Source organism: Sphingobacterium bovisgrunnientis, from assembly GCF_009829085.1.
GTDB classification, from domain to species: domain Bacteria; phylum Bacteroidota; class Bacteroidia; order Sphingobacteriales; family Sphingobacteriaceae; genus Sphingobacterium; species Sphingobacterium bovisgrunnientis.
The window spans coordinates 38,821-64,071 of sequence record NZ_WUQY01000026.1; the positions used below are offsets into that span (position 1 = coordinate 38,821).

Annotated in this window: 21 protein-coding genes; 3 read left to right on the forward strand and 18 right to left on the reverse strand. The window is 35.8% G+C overall.

Going from position 1 to position 25,251, the window contains the following annotated elements; all coding sequences use genetic code 11:
- Positions 1-50: 50 nt before the first annotated feature.
- From rfbA to GOQ16_RS12570, 11 genes are all read right to left on the reverse strand, one after another.
- Positions 51-911, reverse strand: a complete 861-nt coding sequence (gene rfbA, locus GOQ16_RS12520) for a glucose-1-phosphate thymidylyltransferase RfbA (protein WP_160069591.1) — start codon at positions 909-911, stop codon at positions 51-53.
- Positions 912-923: 12 nt separating this feature from the next.
- Entirely contained in the window at positions 924-1,784 is an 861-nt protein-coding gene (rfbD, locus tag GOQ16_RS12525; protein WP_240141037.1) for a dTDP-4-dehydrorhamnose reductase, read from the reverse strand.
- A gap of 7 nt (positions 1,785-1,791) precedes the next feature.
- Positions 1,792-2,322 (reverse strand): dTDP-4-dehydrorhamnose 3,5-epimerase, encoded by a 531-nt coding sequence (rfbC, locus tag GOQ16_RS12530; RefSeq protein WP_160069592.1) that lies wholly within the window; start codon positions 2,320-2,322, stop codon positions 1,792-1,794.
- A gap of 4 nt (positions 2,323-2,326) precedes the next feature.
- Complete coding sequence (gene rfbB / locus GOQ16_RS12535; protein WP_160069593.1) at positions 2,327-3,385, reverse strand: dTDP-glucose 4,6-dehydratase; 1,059 nt, start codon at positions 3,383-3,385, stop codon at positions 2,327-2,329.
- Positions 3,386-3,436: 51 nt separating this feature from the next.
- On the reverse strand, positions 3,437-4,531 hold the full coding sequence (gene gmd, locus GOQ16_RS12540; protein WP_160069594.1) for a GDP-mannose 4,6-dehydratase: 1,095 nt from the start codon (positions 4,529-4,531) through the stop codon (positions 3,437-3,439).
- An 8-nt stretch (positions 4,532-4,539) separates the two neighbouring features.
- A complete protein-coding gene (locus GOQ16_RS12545; RefSeq protein WP_160069595.1) occupies positions 4,540-5,490 on the reverse strand; it encodes a GDP-L-fucose synthase family protein in 951 nt (316 codons plus the stop codon).
- A gap of 18 nt (positions 5,491-5,508) precedes the next feature.
- Positions 5,509-6,504: a mannose-1-phosphate guanylyltransferase gene (locus GOQ16_RS12550; RefSeq protein ID WP_160069596.1), complete on the reverse strand. Its 996-nt coding sequence runs from the start codon at positions 6,502-6,504 to the stop codon at positions 5,509-5,511.
- Between the two features lie 94 nt (positions 6,505-6,598).
- Positions 6,599-7,765 carry a nucleotide sugar dehydrogenase gene (locus GOQ16_RS12555; RefSeq protein WP_160069597.1) on the reverse strand — a complete coding sequence of 389 codons (1,167 nt, stop codon included), beginning with the start codon at positions 7,763-7,765 and terminating at the stop codon, positions 6,599-6,601.
- A 426-nt stretch (positions 7,766-8,191) separates the two neighbouring features.
- Positions 8,192-8,680 carry an adenylyltransferase/cytidyltransferase family protein gene (locus GOQ16_RS12560; RefSeq protein WP_160069598.1) on the reverse strand — a complete coding sequence of 163 codons (489 nt, stop codon included), beginning with the start codon at positions 8,678-8,680 and terminating at the stop codon, positions 8,192-8,194.
- 23 nt (positions 8,681-8,703) lie between these two features.
- Entirely contained in the window at positions 8,704-9,240 is a 537-nt protein-coding gene (locus GOQ16_RS12565; RefSeq protein ID WP_160069599.1) for an exonuclease domain-containing protein, read from the reverse strand.
- A 78-nt stretch (positions 9,241-9,318) separates the two neighbouring features.
- Complete coding sequence (locus tag GOQ16_RS12570) at positions 9,319-10,599, reverse strand: replication-associated recombination protein A (protein ID WP_160069600.1); 1,281 nt, start codon at positions 10,597-10,599, stop codon at positions 9,319-9,321.
- Positions 10,600-10,696: 97 nt separating this feature from the next.
- On the opposite strand from GOQ16_RS12570, the gene GOQ16_RS12575 reads away from it, so the two are divergent.
- On the forward strand, positions 10,697-11,779 hold the full coding sequence (locus GOQ16_RS12575; protein WP_160069601.1) for a tetratricopeptide repeat protein: 1,083 nt from the start codon (positions 10,697-10,699) through the stop codon (positions 11,777-11,779).
- A gap of 140 nt (positions 11,780-11,919) precedes the next feature.
- Positions 11,920-14,040, forward strand: coding sequence for a carboxy terminal-processing peptidase (locus GOQ16_RS12580; protein WP_240141038.1), 2,121 nt, complete (start codon positions 11,920-11,922; stop codon positions 14,038-14,040).
- Positions 14,041-14,444: 404 nt separating this feature from the next.
- Here GOQ16_RS12580 and GOQ16_RS12585 read toward each other — a convergent pair whose 3' ends face one another.
- Positions 14,445-14,831, reverse strand: a complete 387-nt coding sequence (locus tag GOQ16_RS12585) for a hypothetical protein (protein ID WP_160069603.1) — start codon at positions 14,829-14,831, stop codon at positions 14,445-14,447.
- 630 nt (positions 14,832-15,461) lie between these two features.
- Here GOQ16_RS12585 and GOQ16_RS12590 point away from each other — a divergent pair.
- A complete protein-coding gene (locus GOQ16_RS12590) occupies positions 15,462-16,940 on the forward strand; it encodes a polysaccharide deacetylase family protein (protein ID WP_160069604.1) in 1,479 nt (492 codons plus the stop codon).
- Positions 16,941-17,135: 195 nt separating this feature from the next.
- Here the strand turns inward: GOQ16_RS12590 and GOQ16_RS12595 are convergent, their stop codons facing one another.
- From GOQ16_RS12595 to GOQ16_RS12620, 6 genes are all read right to left on the reverse strand, one after another.
- Positions 17,136-18,083, reverse strand: a complete 948-nt coding sequence (locus GOQ16_RS12595) for a UDP-glucuronic acid decarboxylase family protein (protein ID WP_160069605.1) — start codon at positions 18,081-18,083, stop codon at positions 17,136-17,138.
- A gap of 17 nt (positions 18,084-18,100) precedes the next feature.
- Positions 18,101-19,237, reverse strand: a complete 1,137-nt coding sequence (locus GOQ16_RS12600) for a hybrid sensor histidine kinase/response regulator (RefSeq protein WP_262886261.1) — start codon at positions 19,235-19,237, stop codon at positions 18,101-18,103.
- Between the two features lie 746 nt (positions 19,238-19,983).
- A complete protein-coding gene (locus tag GOQ16_RS12605; protein ID WP_160069607.1) occupies positions 19,984-21,042 on the reverse strand; it encodes an endonuclease/exonuclease/phosphatase family protein in 1,059 nt (352 codons plus the stop codon).
- Between the two features lie 13 nt (positions 21,043-21,055).
- Positions 21,056-22,879, reverse strand: a complete 1,824-nt coding sequence (locus GOQ16_RS12610) for a PAS domain-containing sensor histidine kinase (protein WP_160069608.1) — start codon at positions 22,877-22,879, stop codon at positions 21,056-21,058.
- A gap of 18 nt (positions 22,880-22,897) precedes the next feature.
- Positions 22,898-24,073 (reverse strand): glycosyltransferase family 2 protein, encoded by a 1,176-nt coding sequence (locus tag GOQ16_RS12615; RefSeq protein WP_160069609.1) that lies wholly within the window; start codon positions 24,071-24,073, stop codon positions 22,898-22,900.
- 26 nt (positions 24,074-24,099) lie between these two features.
- On the reverse strand, positions 24,100-24,960 hold the full coding sequence (locus GOQ16_RS12620) for a glycosyltransferase family 2 protein (protein ID WP_160069610.1): 861 nt from the start codon (positions 24,958-24,960) through the stop codon (positions 24,100-24,102).
- Positions 24,961-25,251 lie beyond the last annotated feature (291 nt).

A 25,251-nucleotide genomic window follows, 5' to 3' on the forward strand; every position in this document is an offset into this window, starting at 1 on the left:
CCTATAAATAGCTTTTTATAAATTCTACCTAATCTTGGGTACATTAAATTTTAATTTGAAATTCTAAGAAGATATTCTCCATATCCTGATTTACGAAGAGGTTCTGCTATTTTATTTAGCTCATCTTTCGTAATATAGCCCATACGGTATGCGACTTCCTCTATTGCTCCAATTTTCATTCCTTGACGCTCTTCGATCACCTGAACAAATTGTCCCGCCTGCATCAAAGATTGAATAGTACCTGTGTCTAACCAAGCTGTGCCACGATCAAATACGCCTACTTTTAATTTACCACGGTTAAGATATTCTTTATTAACATCCGTTATCTCTAATTCTCCTCGATGTGAAGGTTTTATATTTTTAGCAATTTCGACGACATCATTATTATAGAAATAGAGACCTGGCACTGCGTAATTTGATTTAGGCTGCTCTGGCTTTTCTTCAATAGAAACCACCTTATTCTCCGAATCAAATTCTACAACACCGTATCTCTCGGGATCATTCACTTGATAAGCAAACACCACTCCACCATCAGGATCCCCGCATGACTGTAAGAACTTAGACAGTCCTGAACCATAGAAGATATTATCTCCTAAAATTAATGCTACTTTATCGTCACCAATAAATTCTTCACCCAAAATAAATGCTTGTGCAAGACCATCTGGTGAAGGTTGCTCTTTATAAGAAAATTTACAACCTATTTGTGAACCGTCACCCAATAACTTTTCAAAATTTGGTAAATCTTGTGGGGTAGAAATAATTAATATTTCATTAATACCAGCTAGCATTAATGTTGATAAAGGGTAATAAATCATGGGTTTATCGTACACTGGCATTAGCTGCTTTGACACAGCCAATGTCAAGGGATGTAAACGAGTTCCGGATCCTCCGGCAAGAATAATTCCTTTCATACTAAGCTTAATTTATAATTGGAATTTAGCAAGCATCTTAATTAAACTATCTTTCCAAAATGGTATTTGAAGATCGAAAGTTTCTTTTATTTTAGTTTTATCTAAAAGGGAAAATTTTGGACGTTTAGCTGGAGTAGGGTAAGCTGAAGTTGGAATTGCGTTTATGACGCAATCCAAACCCCTTATTTCTTTGATTGCTACGGCAAAGTCAAACCATGATACCTCCCCTTCGTTGCTAAAATGATAAATTCCCGACTCCCACTTTTCCCCATCAATAACACTCACAATGGCTTTAGCCAAATCTAGCGCATAAGTCGGCGAGCCGATTTGATCCGCTATCACAGAAATCTCATCACGCTCATTCATTAATTGAATCATCGTTTTAACGAAATTATGTCCATAAACCGAATAAACCCACGCCGTACGAATAATTATGGCTTCGGGAAGATTGGCTTGAATCGCTTGTTCGCCTTTTAGCTTCGTAGCACCATAGACATTTATAGGACTAACCTCTGCTGATTCCTTCAGAGGAACCGACGAATTACCATCAAAAACGTAATCTGTTGAAATAGCGATAAGCTTTGCCGCGTTATGTTTACAATATTTAGCAATCTCACCTGAAGCTAAGTGATTCACCGTATCAGCGAGCCCTACTTCTGTTTCTGCTGCATCAACAGCAGTATATGCTCCGCCATGAATTATCACATCGGGTCTGTAAAAATGCAAAACCTTAATAATACCATCTATGTCATCAAGTGCTAATTCTTCGCGATCAACGAAAATTGCTTTTACATCCTTTCTGCTTTGATACAGGTCTTTTAATTCAGATCCTAATTGACCACCTCCACCTGTTATAAGAATTTTTTTCATCATTATGGGGTTAAAATCGTCGTGCTTCCTTATCCTTTCCTGATAAAATAATTAGATCCAAAGGAATTTGCCAATCGACAGACAATGTTTCGTCTAAAGGATAAACACCATCCTCAGATTCTTTATGGTAAACGTTATCACATTTATAAAAGAAGGTAGCTGTTTCAGACAATACCGCAAAGCCATGTAAAAATCCTCGTGGGATAAAAAGCTGTCTATTATTTTCATCAGATAGCTCAACTGCCACATGTTCACCATAGGTTGGAGAATGTGGTCGGACATCCACCGCTACATCCAAAACCCTACCTTCCAGAACACGAACTAATTTTGCTTGTGCGTGCTCACCCACTTGTTGGTGTAATCCACGCACTACGCCGTAAGTGGATTTGGATTGATTATCTTGAACAAACTCAACAGTGTTACCTATCAATTCTTTAAACTTCTTTTCGTTGAATGCTTCAAAAAAATAGCCTCTGTTATCTTTTATAATATTAGGCTCTAGGATAAAGCACCCTTTTAATTTTGTTTCAATAGCTCTCATGCTACTAACTACTTTTATATTGTTTATCGTAATATTTTTGATAATCTCCAGAAGTGATGTTATCTAACCACTCCGGATTTGATAAAAACCAATCAATAGTAATGGACAATCCTTCTTCAAAAGTAACAGAAGGCTTATATCCTAATTCCTGATTAATTTTTGTTGCATCAATGGCATAACGTAAATCATGACCCGGACGATCTTTAACAAATGTTATTAATTGCGCAGCCGTTCCTACTGGACGGTCCAATTTTTCATCTACTTGTTTACAAAGCTCTCTTACCAAATCAATATTTTTCCATTCATTGAATCCTCCTACATTATAGCTATCTCCATTTTTCCCTAGGTGAAATACCATATCGATAGCTTTTGCGTGATCGATTACAAATAACCAATCCCGTGTAAACTTGCCATCTCCATAAATTGGTAGGGTTTTATTAATTAGAATATTATTGATGCATAAAGGAATTAATTTCTCCGGAAAATGGTTAGGACCATAGTTATTGGAACAATTAGTAATAACTACAGGAAGACCGTAAGTATCATGATAAGCACGAACAAAATGATCAGAGGAAGCCTTCGATGCAGAGTAAGGTGAATGCGGATCGTAGGCAGTTTGTTCTGTAAACAACCCATCTTCTCCTAAAGTACCATATACTTCATCGGTAGACACATGATGAAATCTTTTACCCTGGCTATCATCTTTCCAAATTTCCGTGGCTGCATTCAGCAGATTTACAGTTCCTATTACATTGGTCATCACAAAATCATTTGGATTAGTAATAGATCTATCGACGTGCGATTCCGCAGCTAAATGTATAATGCCGTCTGGTTGATATTTTCGAAAGATTTCCAACATTGTAGAGGCTTCCCTAATATCCGCTTTAATAAAAGTGTAATTTGGTTCGTCCTCTATATCTTTTAAGTTTTCAAGGTTACCTGCATAAGTCAATGCATCTAAATTAATAATCTGATATGTTGGATATTTTGTAACAAATTCTCTTACCACATGCGAACCAATAAATCCTGCACCTCCTGTGATAAGTACTGTTTTATGCGCCATATTAATTCTTATAATTTTTAAGGTCAAAGATGAGTATTCAGCGATATTCTCTCAATCAATTTTAGCTGAGGAATTCATTAATTCCACATCCGAATTTACCATTTCTTTTACTAACGCCTTTAGGTCATATTTTGGTTCCCAGCCTAGTTGCGTTTTAGATTTTGTGGGATCTCCAATTAAAAGATCTACTTCAGTAGGACGATAATATCTTGGATCAACTTTTACCACCACTTTACCTTCTTCCAATTGAAAGCTGCTGTTGTGACATTTTAAAACTTTAGCTACTTCATTTTCCTGTTCTCCTTCAAAGATTAACTCTATTCCAAGCTCTTCAAAAGCAAAACGCACAAAATCGCGTACCGAGGTTGTCGCACCAGTAGCAATAACATAATCTTCAGGTTTTTCCTGTTGTAATATGCGCCACATAGCATCAACATAATCCTTAGCATGTCCCCAATCCCGCAGCGCATTCAGATTACCCAAGTAAAGACAATCCTGTCTACCCAAAGCAATAGCTGCAGTAGCCATTGTAATTTTACGCGTCACAAAAGTTTCACCTCTACGAGGGGATTCGTGGTTAAATAAAATTCCGTTGCAGGCAAACATACCATAAGCCTCACGATAGTTTTTGGTAATCCAAAAACCATAGATTTTCGCTACACCATAAGGAGATCGCGGATAGAAAGGAGAATTTTCATCATAAAATCCTCTATCATTCTTATTTTCTGGCATGCCTCCATACAATTCAGAAGTAGATGCTTGATAAATCTTAGTTTTATGTTCTAATCCTAGAATACGTACAGCCTCCAATATACGCAATGTACCAAGGGCATCCACATTGCCTACATACTCTGGCGAATCAAAAGATACTTTAACATGTGACATGGCACCAAGATTATATATTTCATCGGGCTGCACCTCCTGAATTATACGTATAATATTCATAGAGTCGGTTAAATCTCCATAATGCAACTTAAAGTTAACATGTTTCTCATGCTGATCTACATATAAATGATCTATACGCTGGGTATTAAAAGAGGAAGATCTGCGCTTTATACCATGCACACTATAGCCTTTCTCTAGCAGCAACTCCGCCAAATAAGAACCATCCTGTCCCGTTACCCCAGTAATTAATGCTACTTTCATTATATCCTCTAGATTTTAACTTCTTTAATATTTCCCTGATTATTTAAAAACCAATCGTAAGTTAATCTAATTCCGTCCTCAAGCTCCACCTGATGCTTCCAGCCAAGTTCATGCATTTTCGAAATATCCATCAACTTGCGATAAGTACCATCCGGCTTTGAAGAATCCCATTCTATCTCCCCCTCATATCCAACTACTCTCTGAATCAATAAAGCGAGCTCCTTAATAGATAAATCTTCCCCAGTTCCTACATTGTACAAATACTCCGGCAATACATTTTCTAAAGCAAAGATAATGGAGCCAGCCATATCATCCACAAACAAAAATTCTCGAAACGGAGTTCCTGATCCCCACAAAGTCACGGTAGTATGATTATTTAGTTTCGCATCGTGAAATTTGCGTATCATTGCGGGCAATACATGTGAAGTATTTAAATCGAAATTATCATGCGTGCCATACAAGTTTGTAGGCATAAGACTCACATAGTCTTTACCAAACTGTTTACGAATAGCTTCGCATGCTTTAATACCTGCAATTTTTGCAAGAGCGTAAGCATCATTAGTAGGCTCCAAACTTCCTGTAAGTAAATATTCCTCTTTTAAAGGCAGTGGAGCTAGTTTCGGATAGATACAGGAAGAACCTAAGAAAATAAATTTTTGAACTTCATTTTTAAGAGAAGCTTCAATTAAATTATTTTGTATCTGGAGGTTATCCATTAAAAACTGATATGGGAATGTGTTATTCGCTAATATTCCTCCCACACGTGCTGCGGCATCTATCACCGCAACTGGCTTTTCCTTTTCTAAGAATTGATTTACTTGTTCTTGATTTCTGAGATCCAGTTCCGCACTTGATTTACCTATCAAATTCGTGTAGCCCGATTCTTCTAGCTGTCTCCAAATTGCAGAACCAACCATTCCTCGATGTCCAGCAATATAAATTTTACTTTGCTTATCCATATTTGTGAAATAGTAATTTTAATCCAACAGTTTAGATTGGAGCTTTTGCAGCATATTATATATTTTTTTAACGTCTTGTGATTTCTCTTTTTGTACAATAAGAAAAGCGTCTTTTGTGTAAATAAAGATCGTATTTTTCAAACCTACAAACCCTGTAAAAACCTCTGTACCAATAACAATATTTCCATTATCATCCTTAGGGTAGCCACTGGCTACAAAATAATCGTACAAGGCTTCATAAGAACCTAAATCCGACCAATGGAATGCTGTAGGAACCACACGAATTTTTTTAGATCTTTCCATCACAGCATAATCTACCGATATAGAAGGTATTTCAAGGGATAAAGCTTCGTCTAAAATACCATCTTTAGAATTATCAAATGCGCACTTAGATTTTTCATACACTTTCGGCTCATATTGTTGCAGTTCCTCCAAAAATACAGAAGCTCGAAAACAGAACATACCGGAATTCCACAGGAAGTTTCCTCTTTCCAAGAAATCTTCTGCAGTATCTAAGTTTGGCTTTTCACGGAAAGATTTCACATGGTCGTTTTCGTATTCTATATAACCATATCCTGTTTCCGGTCTTGTGGGCTGGATACCAAAAGTCACAAGAAATCCCTCTTTCGCCTTTTCAATACCTTTAATCATCGCTTCTTCATACTCTTTCTCTCCAGAAATCATATGATCCGAAGGGGTAACAATTAAGATATCGTCTGGATGTGCGGCGAATGCAGCAAATGCAATTGCTGCTGCTGTATTTCTAGGAGTTGCCTCTACAATATTTTTGTACGGCAATCCGCAGTTGAACATTGCCTTATGGGTTAAATGGGTATTATCTCTACTTCCCACAATTATTACCTTATCCGCCAAGCATTGATTTCTTTGCACAGTCATCTCAAATAAGGATCTTCCCTCGAATAAATGTAAATATTGCTTAGGAGACTGCTTTCTGGATAAAGGCCACAATCTACTTCCAACTCCACCTGTTAATAATACGTGAACTACACTCATTTATTTAAATAATTTTATAAAGCCTAAATCCTCCTCTTAAAGCGCAACATATATCTTGCTTTGAACTTAATATGAACTAGAGCTTTATACAAAGTTAATCATTTCCAAAAAGGTCTCTTGTATAAACTTTCTCCTGCACATCTAACAATTCTTCAGAATTTCGGTTAGAAATAATTAGATCACATTCTTGTTTAAACCACTCTAAATCGTGTGTAACTTTGGAACCATAAAAGGTTTCCTCCATTAATACCGGCTCATAAACGATTACTTCAATACCTTTTGCCTTGATACGTTTCATAACACCCTGCATAGCAGAAGCTCTAAAATTATCCGAACCTAATTTCATTATGAGTCTATATACCCCTACTTTTTCGGGACGTTTTGCCAATATAGATTCCGCAATAAAATCTTTTCTAGTTCTATTGGCATCTACTATAGCTTGTATAATATTGTTGGGAACAGTATCGTAATTTGCTAAGAGCTGCTTTGTATCCTTAGGCAAACAGTATCCTCCATAGCCAAAGGAAGGATTATTATAATGCGAACCTATACGGGGATCTAAACCAACCCCTTCTATAATCTGTCTACTGTCCAAGTTATAGATTTGCGCATAACTATCTAATTCATTGAAATAGGCAATGCGCATTGCTAAATAAGTATTCGAAAACAACTTAATAGCTTCTGCTTCAGTAGAGTGAGTAAATAAGATAGGAATATCTTTTTTAATAGCACCTTGTTTTAATAACCCAGCAAATACCTCCGCACGCTCACTCTGCTCTCCAATAATAATTCGGGAAGGATAAAGGTTGTCATATAGAGCTTTGCCTTCTCTTAAAAATTCAGGAGAAAATATAATATTATCAAATGATAAGGTCTTTTTTAAATTTTCCACAAAGCCTACTGGTACCGTAGATTTAATAACTACTACTGCATTAGGGTTATATTGAAAGACATCAGCAACAACAGATTCTACAGTTGTGGTATTGAAATAATTTGTTTCTGGATCGTAATCCGTAGGTGTAGCTACAATAACAAAGGAAACATCTCTATAAGCTTCTTTTTTATCTTGCGTAGCTTTAAAGTTTAAGTCTTTTGTTCGTAAATACTCCATGATTTCTTTATCCTCAATAGGAGAAACCTTGTTATTCAGCATTTCAATTTTCTCTGGTATTATATCCAATGCCACAACTTCATTGTGTTGCGCTAATAATATAGCATTTGACAGACCTACATATCCTGTACCAACTATTGCAAGTTTCATATTCTAATAAATGAATTTATTGTAGACAATGTATATAAATTATTTTATTAACCATAATGCTATAGATAGATTTCCATTTATAAAATATTAAAATGGTTAAAATCACAAACTAACATATAATTATTCTAGGGGATAAATGACTTTTCAATCAAAAACAACATTATTCGGCTTTCTTATTGACTTTAAATCTAACTTCTGAACAAGAGTGAACAATTGAATTAATTATAGAATTAAACTTCGCTAGGGAAACCTTTTTCATATATTTAACTTCTTTAGCATAAGCTCTGCTTGAGAATCTTTTTATATACCTGAAAATTTCATACGTAAGATAAGCATAGAGCTCTAAAAGTGCTTATAAAAAACATACCTCACCTTATTTTAGAAAAATTAGCCTCGTAATGATTAACTAAAAAAATGCTCCTCTTGTTAAATCTCCGTATTAATCCTTTTTTCAATATTTTTTTCAGCTTCTCTCTCCGCCACTATCTTACGCAGACCAGAACTCGAGAATCTATGATCTCTGCTATTAAAATAAAGCTCTATCCCTTTTTCTTCACAGTATTTTCTTCCGGTGAAATCACGCTCCTTATATTCATCGCCAACGATGCGCACGTCTAATTTAAAAGAACGAAGAATATCCTCTAAGTCCTGTTCGGTTGAATAAGGTACGATTTCATCTACATATTGACAACCACGCAATTGAATATAACGTTCAACAACAGTTTGCGTAGGCGCATTTTTATCAGGTCTATCTAATGTAGGATCCATTTGCAAACCGCAAATTAAATAATCACATTGTCTCTTTGCTTCAGCCAACATCATGATATGTCCAGCATGCAATAAATCAAATGTAGAAAACGTAATTCCTACTCTTGGTCCTGGATTGTAATCATTTCGTTTTTTTCTCTCGTCCATTTAAGATTTATTAATAAATAATTTTATTGATTTATCAGTTGATATTGTACTAATTTATCTTTAGCTTTTTCTTTAAATAAGAAAAGCTCTGCACTCGCACGCGCATCCGATAATGCGTCGTGGGGATTGAGCTCTATGCCCATAATCTCACAAACAACACTCAGTTTAGTTTTTGCAAATCCCAACTGTTTATATATAATACTCGTACACTCCCACTTTTCCTGTAGTCCTAAATCTTCATAAACCAGCCCATAATGCTGCATACAACGACGCAATACCTTTCGATCCAATTCTTCGTTGTGCGCAACCATTTTTTGCCCATACACCAAAGGCAAAATTGCTGGAAATATATCTAAGAAAGTAGGTGCATTCGCGGTGTCTTTAGATTTTATACCATGAACACGAGTGGTTTGCCACATGTATTTATTCTCTGGCGGTTGTACAAGACTATAATATTCATTAACAATTTTACCACCCACCACACTCACTAACCCAACAGCACAGACACTATTATAATCTGAAGTTGCCAATTCAAAATCTATGGATGTAAAAGTATGCATTAGGCAAAATTAATAATCAAATTGACAAATTCATTTATAAGCGTCAGGAATGTTAATAATTCCACGTGAAATAACATTTTAATAGCCGTATTTGTTCTTCCATTTTTCTTTTAGGGAGATTCTTAGCTTGTCCTCTGCACTATTTTTCCCAGGTGAATATAATGTCGTTCCTTGTATTCCTACTGGCATAAATTCCTGCTCTATGAAATTTCCTGAATAAGAATGAGCATACTTATATTCAGTACCGTAATCCAATTCCTTCATTAATTTTGTAGGCGCATTTCGCAGATGTATAGGTACAGACAAATCGCCGGTTTGTTTAACCAAAACTTGCGCCTTATTAATTGCTTCATAGGAAGCATTGCTTTTTGCTGATGAAGCCAAATAAGTAACTGTCTGCGACAAAATAATTCTCGACTCAGGCCAACCAATAACGTTCACTGCTTGGAAACAATTATTTGCTAATAGTAGCGCATTGGGATTAGCGTTACCTATATCTTCCGATGCTAAAATTAGCAGACGGCGCGCAATAAAAGATGGATCTTCTCCACCTTCAATCATTCGAGCAAGCCAGTAAACTGCCGCATTTGGATCTGAGCCTCGAATAGATTTTATAAATGCTGAAATAATATCGTAATGCTGTTCTCCCGTTTTATCATATCGAGCCATATTCTGCTGAACCTGCTTTAACACAAAATCGTTTGTTATAGCTATATTATAAGGTACGGCAGCGTCGATAACTAATTCCAGAACATTTAATAATTTTCTAGCATCTCCCCCTGAAATTCTAAGAAGGGCATCATATTCACTAACAACTATTTTATCATTTTTTAAAAATTCATCCTCTTTAATAGCTCTATTCACCAATCCAATCAGATCATCCTTATCAAGCGACTCTAAAACATAAACTTGACAACGGCTTAATAATGCCGAGATAACTTCAAAAGAAGGATTCTCTGTGGTAGCTCCAATAAGTGTCACTAACCCTCGCTCAACTGCCCCCAGTAAAGAATCTTGCTGGCTTTTAGAAAATCGGTGTATCTCATCTATAAAGAGTATGGGTTGTTCTCCATTAAAACTTTGCAATTGCTCTGCTTTATCAATAATTTCTCTAACATCCTTTACGCCTGCTTTTATTGCGCTTAAACTAAAAAAGGGGCGCTCCAATTCCTTAGCAATTAAAAATGCTAAACTTGTTTTCCCCACTCCAGGAGGACCCCATAAAATCATGGAGGGAACATTTTTTCTGGAAATGGCATGATATAATACAGAGTCTTGGCCTAACAAATGGCGCTGCCCTACATATTCTTCAATAGTCTTTGGTCTTAATCGCTCTGCTAAAGGAATTCTTGTAGCCATGATACTCTTTTTATAAAATAACACCCAAAGTTACACAAAATCATTTGGCTTGAATATTGTCCAATATTATTACATTTGATTAACGTCATAATTTCTAATGAAAAAAGAAATATTATTATTTTTAGTATATATATTTTTAGGCAGGGTCTGCTACGGACAGTCATTTAAACAAGAGCAATTAGATCCATATGGTTTTGTCACAAAATATGACACAACCTTTAATGGTATTGGCCCTGAAGTTTATATTTTACCCTTACCTCGAACACTACAAGAAGAAATGACAGATAAGTATGAAGATTTACTTTCATTTCAAGATTCTATACATCTCAGGTTTCAACAAAAAGTATTATTATCTAACTTTCAGAATACAACCAATCAAGAAATAGTAACCACTATTTCTTCGGATCTTATAAATCACTCTGATTCTTTGATAAAACATTTAGTAGAACAGAAAAAACATCCGATAGTTTATGCTTTATATAATGATCTTGCTTTTAAGTATCTAGGTGAAAATAAAACAAGTGATGCCTTAGCAGCACTTCAGGTCGCCTTAGCACATGCACGCTTAAGCAATAATTTGGATGATATCACTATAATTCAGTCAAATATGGCATCCGTATATTTGATAACTGGTGAAATTAAGCAAGCTCTCGGCTTAGAAAGTGCATATTTAATGCATATGCAGCAAAAAAAAGACTTACGCAGACAGGCAACATCACATGCACGGATAGCACTAATTGAAGCCTATCAGCGGAATTATCAAATGGCAGAAAATCTTATAATCCGAAAAGCAATTCCACTTTTTAATAAATCAAAATTTTACGATGGAAAAATCGATGCTTGGATTACGTTAGCAGAAATTTATCGTAGTCAAAATAAACATACCCAAGCTCAATGGTTTTTAATTCAAGCTCGTGATTTGATCCAAGAAGGAGAAGTCCATAACAAATTAGCGATTATTGAATACATGCTGGGTTCTGCAAAGATGAAGCAAAATAATTTTAAGTTTGCTAGAAAGGAACTTGAGTCAGCTTGGGAATTAGCAAAAGATAGCAAAAACCAATATTTACAACTTGCGATAGCTGAACAATTAGGCCGGGCAAATGTTAAATTAGGAAACTATGAAATAGCAAAAGAGTACTTGACACACTACTGGAAATTAAGAAATAATATTTTTTAGCAAAAATATTACATCAATTGTAAATACTTCCCCATTTTTGATGTCAAAGCATTTAAGTTTGATATATTTTTTACCTAATTTTAGATTCGATTAAAACCGTAGGAGTCAATTCAAAAATGTTATTTCACAACACAATTTATATGTTTAAAAATTTTTTAGTTTGTTTAGCTTTTATTTCAGTTGTTGCCTGTGGCGCGAAGCCTCGCGTGAATATTCAAGAAGGAGGAATTAACCTTAAACCTTCTCTACAACATGAAATTATTGCTAAGGAGGTAGTGGGGATATTAGAAAACTACAGTTATAAAAAAGTTGCAGCAAGTGATTCAATCTCAAAGATTGTTCATGAAAACTTGATAAAATCACTTGATGAAGGTAAAAACTACTTTTTGCAATCTGAGATAGATGAATTTCAAAAATATCGTAATACAATAAGTCAGGATTTCAGAAATGGAGATCTCTCTAGTGCTTTCCATATATTTAACACATATAACAAAAGAGTTTTGGAGGTCTTGCAGTATGCACTTACACAAGTTGATGTTTCACATGATTTCACTAAAGAAGAGTCATATATCAATTTTAGAGATAAACTAAACTGGTTTAAAACGGATGCTGAGCTTAAAGAGCAATGGCGTAAGCGCGTAAAATTTGATTTGCTTAACCTGAAACTCACTTCTGCAGAAGGTAAGGATGAATCAGCAAAGCATAAAGAGACTTTAAAAAAACGCTACAACAACCTTATTTCTCAAGCCAAGCAGACAAATTCAAATGATGCATTTCAATTAGTGATGTCAGCTTATACAAACGCTATTGATCCGCACACCACATATTATAATCCATCCTTCGCCCAGCGCTTCAACGAAGATATGTCAAATACTTTAGAAGGTATTGGAGCTAGACTTCAGATGGAAAATGAAATGGTGACAATTAAAGAAATAATTGCTGGAGGTCCTGCATTTAAAGATAAAACCTTGAAAATGGATGACCGTATTATAGGAGTTGCGCAAGGAGATGGAGAGTTTGAAGATATCATTGGATGGCGTTTAGATGCAGCAGTTGCTAAAATTAAAGGACCTAAAGGTACAGTTGTACGTTTAAAAATTCTCCCAGCTGGCGCTGATCTTTCCGCACAACCTGTAATTGTAAAACTAACGCGTGAAAAAATAGTAATTGAAGAAGAGTCTGCGAAAAAGACGATCAAAACAGTAAAAGGAGAAGACGGTAAAACTTATAGAATTGGAGTTATAACTTTACCTAAATTTTATATTGATTTCGAAGCTTACCGCAAACGTGATCCAAATTATAAGAGTACCACTCGCGATGTTCGGTTATTATTAGACACATTAAACCAAGAAAAAGTTGATGCAGTTGTTTTAGATTTAAGAAACAATGGCGGTGGTTCATTACAAGAGTCAATAGAGCTAACAGGTTTATTTATAGAAAAAGGTCCTGTTGTACAAGTAAAAGATACGCGAGGACAAATTGAGGTACATCAAGATGAAGATAGTGGCGTGGCTTGGAAAGGTCCTTTTGGCGTAATTATTAACCGTTTTTCTGCTTCCGCCTCAGAGATCTTTGCAGGAGCGATACAAGATTACGGTCGTGGGATTATTTTGGGATCAACCACTTTTGGTAAAGGAACAGTTCAATCTGCTGTTGATATGTCAAGATTTATCAGTTCTGTAAATAAATTAAAATTAAAAGCAGCAGGTGAAGCTAAGGATGCTGACACTCCTAACGGCGCTCCGGAGTTCGGACAAATTAATGTAACTATTGCCAAATTCTACAGAATCAATGGGAGTAGCACACAACATAAAGGTGTAAGTCCAGACATCGACTTCCCTACTCAATTAACATCGGAAAAATATGGAGAAAGCTCAGAACCAGCAGCACTTCCATGGGATCAAATTCGTTCCACAAACTTTACCAAAGTGAATGATTTAACCGGTATTAAAAATCAATTAGCTGAAAAACACGAAGCACGTATGAAAACTTCATCGGAGTACAAGTTTTTATTGGAGGATATCGACGATTTTACCAAAGCAATGAATACTACCTCAACAATTGTTCTTAATGAAGACAAATTGAAAAAAGAAAGAGATGAGAATAAAGCTAAAAGTAGAATTCGCTTGAATAAATTACTAGAATTACATAATATGCCTCTTTGGAAGGAAGGCCAACCCCAGCCAAAAGTTGAGTTTGATTTTATCCTAGATGAGAGTTTAAATGTAATGAAGGATTATATAGTTTTCAAAAAGAATTAATTTAGCAGTTTAATTATCTATAAATCATGCCCCTTAAAATCTAATCTAAGGGGCATAATTATTTTCTAGACTTCTTTATAATTAACGCTAGTCCGTAATTCACTTAATCCTAGATTATGCACTTAATGAACCCAATGCAGCAAAACGTCGAAGATTGAAATCCTATTACTTCGCATTAGGAGTTTGGACGGATAACCATGCTGGAAAGAAGATGCTAAAAATAGCATTACCTGAAAAAGAAGACAATGAAAGCACTCAAAATATACAAAAATTGAAAACCTTCCTCCTAAGCTAAATTATTCCTAATGCATATTGCGGATAATCTAACAGACGATTTATGACAGATTCACTTGGCAGGAGATCTCTACTTACTCTACAGGGAGGTGTGCAGGTAATTGTGCACGTCATGTATAACCAGGTCTATTACGGATAGATTCGAGTTTCTCCTTGATCAATTGCTGATGTATTTCCTCTTCCTTAGGATCCGCCTTGAACGGATGCATAGTCTGGTTGGGATCACTTTCAAAGCGCTCGCGCTCCTGGCCGAACTGCATACGATTTAGCATTTCAACATAGGCTTTTTGGTAATCATTTTCTTGAGCAAGATCGAAAGCTGTAGAAGTAATCTTCTCTACTGGGGTAGAAAGAGTTTGGTCACGCTTAGAAATAACTTTTATATGATCATCTTTTGAGAGTTTTACCTGTTCTGTATCCATAGTGTAAAGATATGCAAAAAGGTGATTTATCTCTAATCGCATTTCCGAATATACTCCACCCTTGTGCAAGAACAACTAAGTCAACTCAAAAATACCTCACATTTTTCACCAGGAGTCCTAAAAAGTTCAGCTTTCAAAACCTTTATATTATAACATATTGCTCCCTTGGTTCCAATGTAGCAACACCTCATATTTTACCAAGATAGCTTATCAAGTATAAGAGAATTACTATCAATGGAAAACTAATTCATTAAAACTCGTTATTCTAACTAACCGCCAGTAACGGTATGCATGGTGAGTGCTGAAGAAAGAAGTGGAAATAATCACTATTTCCCTACTTAATTTGTTCACCTCTCGTGAGTAAAAACTCTAGGATTTAAGTCCCGAGCTCCCTATTACAGCTGGAAGTGTTAGCAAAAAAAGGGTAGAACCACCAGAGTAGAATTAGAACTACTAACTTAAACCTCTCAGTATTATTAGTACTGCTGTAACCAGAGGACAATCTTCAATTTAAAGAAATATTCCGATAGAAACATTTGAAATCTCACATAGAAAAAACTATAACAAATTTCAACACAAATACTGGTCTTAATTACAAGGTGTATATTCAATAAGGTTTCCCGTATCCATAACTATGTTTATTTTTCTATATTTGTGGCTTTCAAATGTTAACTTAATTATAATACTGTAGGCTTTTTTGAATTAATGAGAAAAATATCAAAGACACTTAATATTAGCTTTTGTTTAGGAATTTTATTTATAACATTTCTGTTTGAATCTTGTCTCAAAAAAGATTTGTATAAAGGGAAAGATGATAATGGAGGTCAAAAAAACGAAGACAATGTAGTATTCAACCAATATCACTATCCATTTTCTAAGGAGGTGGTTGGCCCAGAAGCTGAAATTACTTTGACACTTAATGAACATACAATTGCCAAAGATATAAGTGTAAATATTCCGCTGCTAAAATACAATAAAACGATGTTGTTTATGCTTACACAAGACGACTGCAAACAATCTGCCTTTTGCAGAACTTGGGCGGCCATAAACGGTAAACCAATAACGAATCATAGCACTTCAGAGAGAAGCTTTTATTACGATATTGAGAATTTGGAATCAAACGACCTCCCTCCTGGCGTATACCATCTTGGCAAAACACTCGGAAGCACAGATGGTAACGGAAAAGAGGTAAGATTTCATTTTACAACAACCTTGGCCTCACAATGGGATTTTATGAATGCTGAGGTATCTGTAAGACGGGGATTTACCGAAAACTATTATCGTTTCTATATGAAATCGGGTTTACGTTGGAGCAATGTGGTCGAAATGCTTAACTACGGGACGGGAATTGCGTTACATGATGTTAAAACTGATTATACTAAGAATACTGATTCTTTACTCAAGCATTTTCAAATTGCTCAGCTTAAAACAAAAGCGGCTCTGCAAGGTAGGGCGTTTAAATTTTTAGCTGAGCCCAATGGCAACAAAAGTTATGTTCAGGCAGCATTAATGTTTAATGATATTCAGACCATGACCGCCCAAACAGGGGGCACAATTTTAGTGCCATACCAAGTCTCAACCGACCTAGATAAGGTTCTTCTTGAAAGAGTTTTCTTAACCAATGAATCAGATGGGATATCCCTTGTTAGAAGCAAATTCGAAAAAGATGCGAGAGAACGACAGGCAGTTCACCTTGGCGTTCATGAGACAGGCAATGGGTATGTGCAATTGTTACTTTGGTTAAATAATACATACGGTAAAGATGGTCTGGATTCATTATGGGTTCCATCTCAAGAAGAGTATTACGAATATAATTACAATAGACAACATTCTAGAGTTGAAATAACGACCGAAAACCGTACTATTAAAATAAAAGTGAAATTCCCAAACAAAATTCATTTTTATTACCCTTCACTTACACTAAATATTCCCGGTATACAATTAGAAAAAATTGCAGACATTTCATCTAACGAAGCTGTTAAAGGACTTTCTTACGGCTCGTTCGAAGATGGTATATCCATAAATATAGATTGTAGAAAACACTTGTATGAGCAAGCAGAATACTATACTGAAAAGTATCTTTCAAATAGAACCAACAGCAATCTAAAAGATGCCAAATACTTTGTTAATATGTTAAAACATTCTGAATTCAAAACGAGTCTCACATCTAAACTTTCTGATTAACTAGCTTCGCTAATCTCACCTTTTAAGTTAATATAGCACATGAGACCTGAATTCGAGTATTAATTTGGAATAAATTATTAATCGAATTCAGGCTATTAGTAAATCACAGAAATAATTGGGTAAAACAATTTATTTGTAAGATCAAGGATTACTAAAGATACTTTATGGATACAAAATATTGCCCAAGGTAATTAATTAAACCATATCTTTGAAGTAAGCAATTGTTTTTAACAATCCTTCCTCTAACTGTATTTTAGGTTCCCAGCCTAACTCTTTCTTTGCTAAGGCTATTTCTGGCTTACGCTGTTTTGGATCGTCTTTTGGTAATTTAAAATGTTTGATTTTAGAGCTGGATCCTGTTAAAGCTACAATATGCTCAGCAAGCTCGAGCATGGTAAACTCTACAGGATTTCCAAGGTTTACTGGACCAATAAAGGAAGAATCTGAATCCATCATCCGCAACATACCTTCCACCAGATCATCGACATATTGGAAACTACGAGTCTGACTTCCATCACCATAGATTGTGATATCTTTTCCCTTCAAAGCCTGCATAATAAAATTAGAAACCACACGACCATCTTTGGGATGCATTCGGGGACCATATGTATTAAAAATACGAATAATCTTTATATCAATGTTATGCTGTCTATGGTAATCCATAAACAAAGTTTCAGCACACCTTTTCCCTTCATCATAGCAAGAACGAACGCCAATTGGATTCACATTACCCCAATAATTTTCAGGTTGAGGATGCACATTCGGATCACCATAAACTTCACTTGTTGAGGCTTGCAAAATACGTGCTCCAACACGTTTAGCCAATCCTAGCATATTAATCGCACCCATTACTGAAGTTTTCACGGTTTTGATTGGATTGTGCTGGTAATGGATGGGGCTAGCTGGACAAGCGAGATTATAAATCTGATTAACTTCAGCCATAAAAGGCACCGTAACATCATGACGTACTAATTCGAAATAAGGATTATCAAGAAGGTGTAAAATATTGGACTTTGACCCAGTAAAGTAGTTATCCATACAAACAACATCGCATCCAAGCTCTAGCAGACGTTCGCAAAGGTGTGAACCAATAAAACCAGCGCCGCCCGTTACTAAAATTCGCTTACGTAGTGGATTTTTCATCTATAATATATACTAAACTATGTGTTTTTTTTATCGTGAATTATCGGCATTTTAAATCCGAAAAGAGAACCTTTGCCTTCCTCCGATCTAAAATAGAAAGAACCATTATGAGAATCAATAAAATGTTGTACAATCCATAACCCAAGTCCTACACCATCCTCTTTCAAAGTCCCTTGAACACTGTTGCCATACATTCGCTTGCGCAGACGAGCCTGAACAGCTTCCGTCATCCCGATGCCCTCATCTTGCACCTCAAAAACTAATTGATTATCCTCCTTACGCACCGTAATCTGTATCGTAGAATTTGAATTACTAAATTTAATTGCATTAATTAGTAAGTTACGAACAATACTTTTCATGACATCAATATCAAAAAGTACATCAATTTCATCCTGAAAATCTACCTGAACACAAATATCTTTTATCTTAGCTGCAGGTCTTGAGACCTCAACAGCAGATTCTACCACGATATCAAAATCAAAAATCTGGGGCAACAGAGACATAGATCCCATTTGGGATTTTATTCTCTTCAAAAGATTATCTAAAAGCGAGAATAGCTGTTCCACAATATCACTACCTGCGTAGAGCATACGTATAAAATCACCATCCAATACATCGCCCTCATTTTTGAGAGACAAAATACTGAAAATCATTTTTAACGAAGAAATTGGAGTCCTTAAATCATGCGCCAGAATAGCATGTAATCTATCGCGATTATCAATAATCGTCTGCAAATCCTCATTTTGCTTTACAATGGTGTTATGAAAATGGGATAATCGAATTTGGTGTTTTACTCTACGAAGCAATTCTTCCCGATTGAATGGTTTAGTGATGTAGTCGCTGCCACCCAAATCAAAACCTTTGATGATATCTTCCGGAGAATTTAGAGCCGTAATAAACAGAATCGGGAGATCCTTATATTTTTCGTTCGACTTGAGCCACTTAGTAAATTCAAATCCATCCATTTCAGGCATCATAACATCCATCAAGATGAGGTCAACCCGGTGGTTTTCCAAAAAAACCATAGCTTCCTGTGCACTACTGGCCAGAGAAACTTTCAAAGATTCTTTTTCTAGGATGACTTTCACAATCATGTAATTAATCTTACAGTCATCCACAATCAAGACTTTATACTCCGAAAAATTAATATCCATAAATCGATTTAATTCTTATCTAATATTTAAATTTCAAAAAAGACGAATACATTTTGAAACTTATTAATTATATACAATATAGAAACTTGTTAATTATTTAATGATTTCATTGTTCTCCGGTAAATCGGATTGTTAATTTTATTTATTGATTTAACGCTGTTTTAAATGCTATTTCTTAATTATTTCAAAAAGCAAGTACCTATCTTAAGGTAAAGTGTGAATTATCGTATTAATTACGGCCGCTTAGAATTGATATTACTAACATTCTTCGAGATATTAAAGTAAACCACCATACATTTCAACTTAATTCATTAATTGTTTTTAATCCGGAAATCCATATTTGAAAACACCAATGCTCTTTCTGGCTTGGTTTTAAGTAATGTAATCAATCGGTAAGCGCAGCATCTCTGCACAAATCTATATTTCAATTGCATTTTCATGTATCCTAAAAAACATTTAAGATGAAGGTTCTGTTTTATCTGTTTGAAAAACTCAATTTGCCATCTTCCTGTAGCACTAAACCGATTTATAGATCCGGCTTTATGTTCCTTACGTTTTTTTTTGAACTGACTCCTTTGCAAAATATTAGCAGCTGATTTAATGGGCGATGTGCGTTAAAACTTGAATTTTCACCTATAGTTACTTTGATTGTGTGACTTGTTCAAAGATAAACTAATTGGTTGGTGGAAGCGGCAACCTTTTTATTTTTTTGCGGATATTAAGGACATTTTTATATAACTTATTTGTTACTCAACAAAATTAAAATCTACTATTACTGGCACGTGATCACTGTAATCGATATCACCGGTTTGATAATTAATTGCCTGAAAATTCGAACCAGAAAAAAAGACATAATCGATGCGGATTAACTTTCTTAAATAGCGATAAGTATAGGCGTAACCATTGCCAGCCTCAATAAAAGCATCTTTTAGTTTTCCTTTCATAGTGTGATACGTATAAGATATTGGTGAATCATTAAAATCTCCGCAGACCAAAATGGGTATGGGTGATTCTAATATTTTTTCATTCAAAAAAGTAACTTGTTCAGATCGAATAGCAAAATTAACAGACATGACTGAGATTATATTCGACACCTGATCTATTATGCTGGTCCCACCTATTTTAGGGCGCATTTGATTAAAATTTGTTGTTTGCAAATGGCAATTGAATACACGAAAATTATTCTCATTAACGGATAAATCTACGATAAGCGCACAATTTGACCTCTCATTAAACGAAACAGTTTCCACGTGCGTGATGGGGTATGTACTCATGACAGCTAAATGATGTTTTCCTGTTTTGTCAGAGCTTAGCACAACGTGTTCCATCATGGGGAAAGCAGACTTTAGATCAGCTGTAGTGTATTCCACAGGAACCTCTTGTAAACAAATCAAATTAATTTTCTTGTCCGCCACATATTCAGATATATTCTGAATTGATGGTACATTGTAATCCATTCTAAAACTTCTCACGTTATAAGTAATCATCCGAATATCAGGATTGGCATCACCGGTAACATTGTTAAACTGTATTACTTTTGGGAAGTAATGAAGCGTACCCACTAAGCCAATTATGGCACATATTGTAATAAAACGATTTTTCCACAGTCCATATATTAAAAGGAATACCAATGCAGCAACAAGAAAGGGCATCAATAATCCAAGCCATTGGAAAAACACAATTTCCTGCGGAAAGACAACATAAGCTAAGCTAGAGAGTATCCCGAAGGTCATAATCAACATCGCCACTACAGCACTGAACACCCCACCCAAGGCTAGTGGCTTAATTTTGAAATTATCTTTCATAAAATAGGTTTAACTATTCTTGTGGTATAGCCACTAAAGGTAATTCAATATGGAAAGTAGATCCTTTACCAACTTCAGACTCGACCCATATTCGGCCCTCCATCTGCTCGACAATGCTCTTACAAATTGCTAGACCAAGGCCAGTACCTCGATCAGTAGCATTTAGTTTAACAAAGCGATCAAAAATAAGCTCCAACTTATCTGCTGGAATACCTATCCCCGTATCTTTTACATAAAATTCTATTCCTGAAGGGCTTTGTGTAAAGCCTATATAAATATAACCATCTACTGGTGTAAACTTAATTGCATTATTAATCAAGTTTGTCAACAACTGTAAAATACGCACTCTATCCACATTAACCATAAAATCTGCCTCAGGAATTTCAAAAACCAACGTGGCAATCTGTGTCAAATTACCGAAACTCAATTGGAGTTCTTGCAGAACCCTTTTAAGGGAAATCAAATTAGGGATAAAACGCATCTTTCCCGCCCCCAAATTTGACATTTCTAACACATCGGTAACAAGTCGCAACAATTGAACACCATTAGATGAAAGTATTTTCCCATAAGACCTACGTAATTCAGGGTCATCCGTTTCTGCTATGATATCACTGAAGCCAATGATCGCACTGAGTGGCGTTCGTATTTCGTGATTCATATTGGAGATAAATACAGATTTGAGTCTTTCGGACTCCTCAGCGGCTTCTTTAGATTTGAGCAATTGTTCTTCATAACGTAATTGATCCGAAATATCACGTCGCATGGTCCAAATAATATCTTCACCTGCTCCATTAGGAATGATAAAAGATATACATTCAGACCCAATTATATCCCTTTCAGGATATGCATGAGTACTACGGTAACGCAGGAACCCATTTGTTTGTTGAATTTCCTTAACATGCTCATGCCATTCTTCTTCAGATCCATGTAAATTTAAAGTGTTAAAAACCTTACGCTTGGAAAGATCGAGATCATCGGGGATCTGATTTTGCAAACGACATTCTTGGTTGACAAACACCAACTCGCCGTTTAACTTATTAGCATATATACTGTAAGGCGCCTGTTCTACGACTTTCATTAACATCTCAAGTTCACTCCGGTTTTTGATTAAATCAGTAATATTCTGCGAAAATCCATCGATAATCAAACTATCTTTCTCTAAATAACTTCGGTACTTTGTGCTCTGCATATGTTGCATAACACCTTTTGAATCAATCACCTTGAATTCAAAGCGGCTGTATTCATTTCCTTCCTTAAAGAGATAATCGCGCAAAGGTTGTTGGTCTTCGGGATGTACACTTTTTAAAAACACTTCCAAGGAGATTCTTAGAGGTTCTTCAAGATTACGCCCAGCAATATTTGAGTATCCCGTTAGCACAAACTCGTCCTTGCTACAATCAAAGGTCCAAAGTCCAATCATAGCCACTTTCCCCACTTCAATCAACGCCGTCAATGCTGAACGCAGTCTATTTTTCATATTACTACGCTGGGTGATATCACGGTATTGACAGAGCAAATGCTCTTCATCAAACTGGTTCACGATGAGCTTAAAATAATACATTCTCTCATCTGTAGGCAGATCGTAGTTAGCATTATACGTTTCTCCAGTTGTTCGACAATACTCCAGCGCTTTCTCAACCTGCAACCTAATAGACTCAGGTAAGACGGAGATGAGATTCTTTCCAATAAGATTAACTCGTGGATTAAAGATTGGATTATCTGTCTTCATAATCACATCTACACAGATGTTTTCTCTATTTACCAAGAACATCGTATCGCAAGTCATATCGAGGACTTTCTCAATTACTTGTAAATTACGTAAGTTCATTTTTTCCATATCATGTAAGTGATGTAATTATTTACGTTTTGATTTTTCCCATGCACCACCAGTAGAATTAAGTAATAAATACAATATGCCCATAAGAACATTGGCATTCATAAATACAAAATAATAAGGAATGAAAAAAACTTTAGAAACCGTGTGCTGATTACGCTTCAAGTATCCTACAACAGCGCAAAAGTAAAAGGCAATCTGCAGCCAGAATATAACCATAAACACATTTATTAATGATCCTTCCCTTACGGCAAGCAGCCAAGAGAGTGGAAGCAGTGCAAAAAGTGCAATAGGTGCTATCGACCAACGCAAAACTCGGTGTGATATATATTGAAAACTAAGCCTACCATAAGCAAAGAAATTAAGCAATGGGAGTAAACGTCCTATCGACTGCCAGCCTCCTGCCGCGATACGCTTTTTACGTTTGGCCTCCTCTTCCATATTGCTTGAACCTCGCTCTACGGCGTAAGCATCCGGGGTATAAGCTATTCGTAAACCCTTTTGTGCAATACGCATCGATAGCATAAAATCATCCAACAGCGTATTCTCGGGCATTTCTTCAAAGTATACCGTGCGTATTGCAAAGAGTTCGCCAGCAGCTCCTACTGCAGAGTAATAAGCAAAATCTTTTTCCTTTAAAAAAGACTCATACTTCCAATATGCACTTTCTCCTTTAGAGGATACAGTGTCATCCTGCTCGAATGCAATTCTTTTTTCTCCGGAGACGCAACCGATCGTCGGATCTTCAAACTGCTTAACAATACGTTTCAACGCTTCTTTATTGAGCATGCAGTTAGCATCAGTAAATACTACAATAGAATCGGAAACATGCGCCATCCCGTGATTAATCGCTGCTGTCTTTCCACGTCGTTCAGGTGAATATATAACCTTTACATTAGCATAATTTCTTAAAATTTCTTCACTTGCATCTGTACTTCCATCAATTACCCAAAAGATTTTCAGACGGTTGGTTGGATAGTCCAATGCTAAAGAGTTAGCCATCTTCTCTTCAATTATCTCTGCTTCATTGTACGCCGCTATAAATAAGGTAACTGCAGGGAATTCCTGCGCATTTAGTTCTGGAATCGTAATGCTTTTATAAGGGAACCACCTGGCTAAAAAATAAATCAACATTCCATAACCCAAATAGGTATAGAAAACAATAAACGCGCAAATCATAAAAACGACCAAATACATATTTTATCAATGAATATGTTTATACATTATTTGCTTTTTCTAATCATATTGGATTGTTCATCTTGGTAAGCGCTTTTCCCGAAGAATAAGCTAGGTACACCTTTAAATGCCTTTTTAAGCCGATAAATAAAGCTATTAAATAGCGAGCCATCAGCCTTCAATGTGCCATAGCCTGTGATGGCACGCGCCTTACGACTCCCTACAAAAGCAATACGCCCGTATTTTTTTAAGGCCAGAGCCAGCGAGCCATCTTCTCCCCGTTTAATATCTGTACGGAACCCCTCATGACGTGCAAAGTCTGTACAAAAGGAGAATACCATTCCTCTTACACAGAGTTCAGGACGTTTAACAAACTGAATCCGAAGGTAAAGATCACGTAACCCTTCATACAAAGCGAGCGAAATTGTTGACTGTCCCTTGCGTGGCAAAAAACTCCACAGACTACACGCACAACTAACCCCCTTCTGCTGTAGGGCTTTCAGGTGTGTCGAAACATAATGTACGGGATACATCGTATCGGCATCTATACAAATAATAAATTTACCTTTGGCCTTATCAAGCCCACATTGACGAGCATAACCCGGTCCCTGTTTAAGCTCGTTATAATAATCGATATCTAACATTTTTAAGACTTCTTCGGTTTTATCCTTCGAATTATTGTTGACAACAATGAGTTCCATAGGTACATCACAAATCTGATGACTTAAAGACCAAAGACAGCTCAAAATCCTCTCTTGCTCATTGTATGCTATGACCACCAGACTCACAATTGGATCTTCTTGTTTGAAGCGCTTTAAATGTACCTTTACCTGTTGGATAACATCTGCTGGCACGGTATTAATATCGCGCTCATAGAGTTCAAAATAAGGCTTGTACCATGGTTTCATAAGTATTTTTTTTGAAGATAGGGATAAAAAAATGACTTAAGCAAAATAATTATTCCAATTCTATAATAAATAGAGATTTACGAATTATACGAATCTTTTCTTTTTAAAAAATGATATTAATTTGCGTGAAAGAACCGGTTTATTTTTTTAAAAAGATTTCAGAACTGTCCTAAATAAAATTTGGCACGCATAAAATCTACTTTCTTTAATAAATTAAGACAGCTTTTGTTGAAAAATCCGAATCATACCCTATCTATTACTTTTAGAAGAGTTTAAATTGCCCAATTTTAT

Coding starts and splice junctions, on each gene's coding strand:
- rfbA (WP_160069591.1), bottom strand. CDS start 911: ATGAAAGGAATTATTCTTGCCGGAGGATCCGGAACTCGTTTACATCCC.
- rfbD (WP_240141037.1), bottom strand. CDS start 1,784: ATGATGAAAAAAATTCTTATAACAGGTGGAGGTGGTCAATTAGGATCT.
- rfbC (WP_160069592.1), bottom strand. CDS start 2,322: ATGAGAGCTATTGAAACAAAATTAAAAGGGTGCTTTATCCTAGAGCCT.
- rfbB (WP_160069593.1), bottom strand. CDS start 3,385: ATGGCGCATAAAACAGTACTTATCACAGGAGGTGCAGGATTTATTGGT.
- gmd (WP_160069594.1), bottom strand. CDS start 4,531: ATGAAAGTAGCATTAATTACTGGGGTAACGGGACAGGATGGTTCTTAT.
- GOQ16_RS12545 (WP_160069595.1), bottom strand. CDS start 5,490: ATGGATAAGCAAAGTAAAATTTATATTGCTGGACATCGAGGAATGGTT.
- GOQ16_RS12550 (WP_160069596.1), bottom strand. CDS start 6,504: ATGAGTGTAGTTCACGTATTATTAACAGGTGGAGTTGGAAGTAGATTG.
- GOQ16_RS12555 (WP_160069597.1), bottom strand. CDS start 7,765: ATGAAACTTGCAATAGTTGGTACAGGATATGTAGGTCTGTCAAATGCT.
- GOQ16_RS12560 (WP_160069598.1), bottom strand. CDS start 8,680: ATGGACGAGAGAAAAAAACGAAATGATTACAATCCAGGACCAAGAGTA.
- GOQ16_RS12565 (WP_160069599.1), bottom strand. CDS start 9,240: ATGCATACTTTTACATCCATAGATTTTGAATTGGCAACTTCAGATTAT.
- GOQ16_RS12570 (WP_160069600.1), bottom strand. CDS start 10,599: ATGGCTACAAGAATTCCTTTAGCAGAGCGATTAAGACCAAAGACTATT.
- GOQ16_RS12575 (WP_160069601.1), top strand. CDS start 10,697: ATGAAAAAAGAAATATTATTATTTTTAGTATATATATTTTTAGGCAGG.
- GOQ16_RS12580 (WP_240141038.1), top strand. CDS start 11,920: ATGTTTAAAAATTTTTTAGTTTGTTTAGCTTTTATTTCAGTTGTTGCC.
- GOQ16_RS12590 (WP_160069604.1), top strand. CDS start 15,462: ATGAGAAAAATATCAAAGACACTTAATATTAGCTTTTGTTTAGGAATT.
- GOQ16_RS12595 (WP_160069605.1), bottom strand. CDS start 18,083: ATGAAAAATCCACTACGTAAGCGAATTTTAGTAACGGGCGGCGCTGGT.
- GOQ16_RS12600 (WP_262886261.1), bottom strand. CDS start 19,237: ATGGATATTAATTTTTCGGAGTATAAAGTCTTGATTGTGGATGACTGT.
- GOQ16_RS12605 (WP_160069607.1), bottom strand. CDS start 21,042: ATGAAAGATAATTTCAAAATTAAGCCACTAGCCTTGGGTGGGGTGTTC.
- GOQ16_RS12610 (WP_160069608.1), bottom strand. CDS start 22,879: ATGGAAAAAATGAACTTACGTAATTTACAAGTAATTGAGAAAGTCCTC.
- GOQ16_RS12615 (WP_160069609.1), bottom strand. CDS start 24,073: ATGTATTTGGTCGTTTTTATGATTTGCGCGTTTATTGTTTTCTATACC.
- GOQ16_RS12620 (WP_160069610.1), bottom strand. CDS start 24,960: ATGAAACCATGGTACAAGCCTTATTTTGAACTCTATGAGCGCGATATT.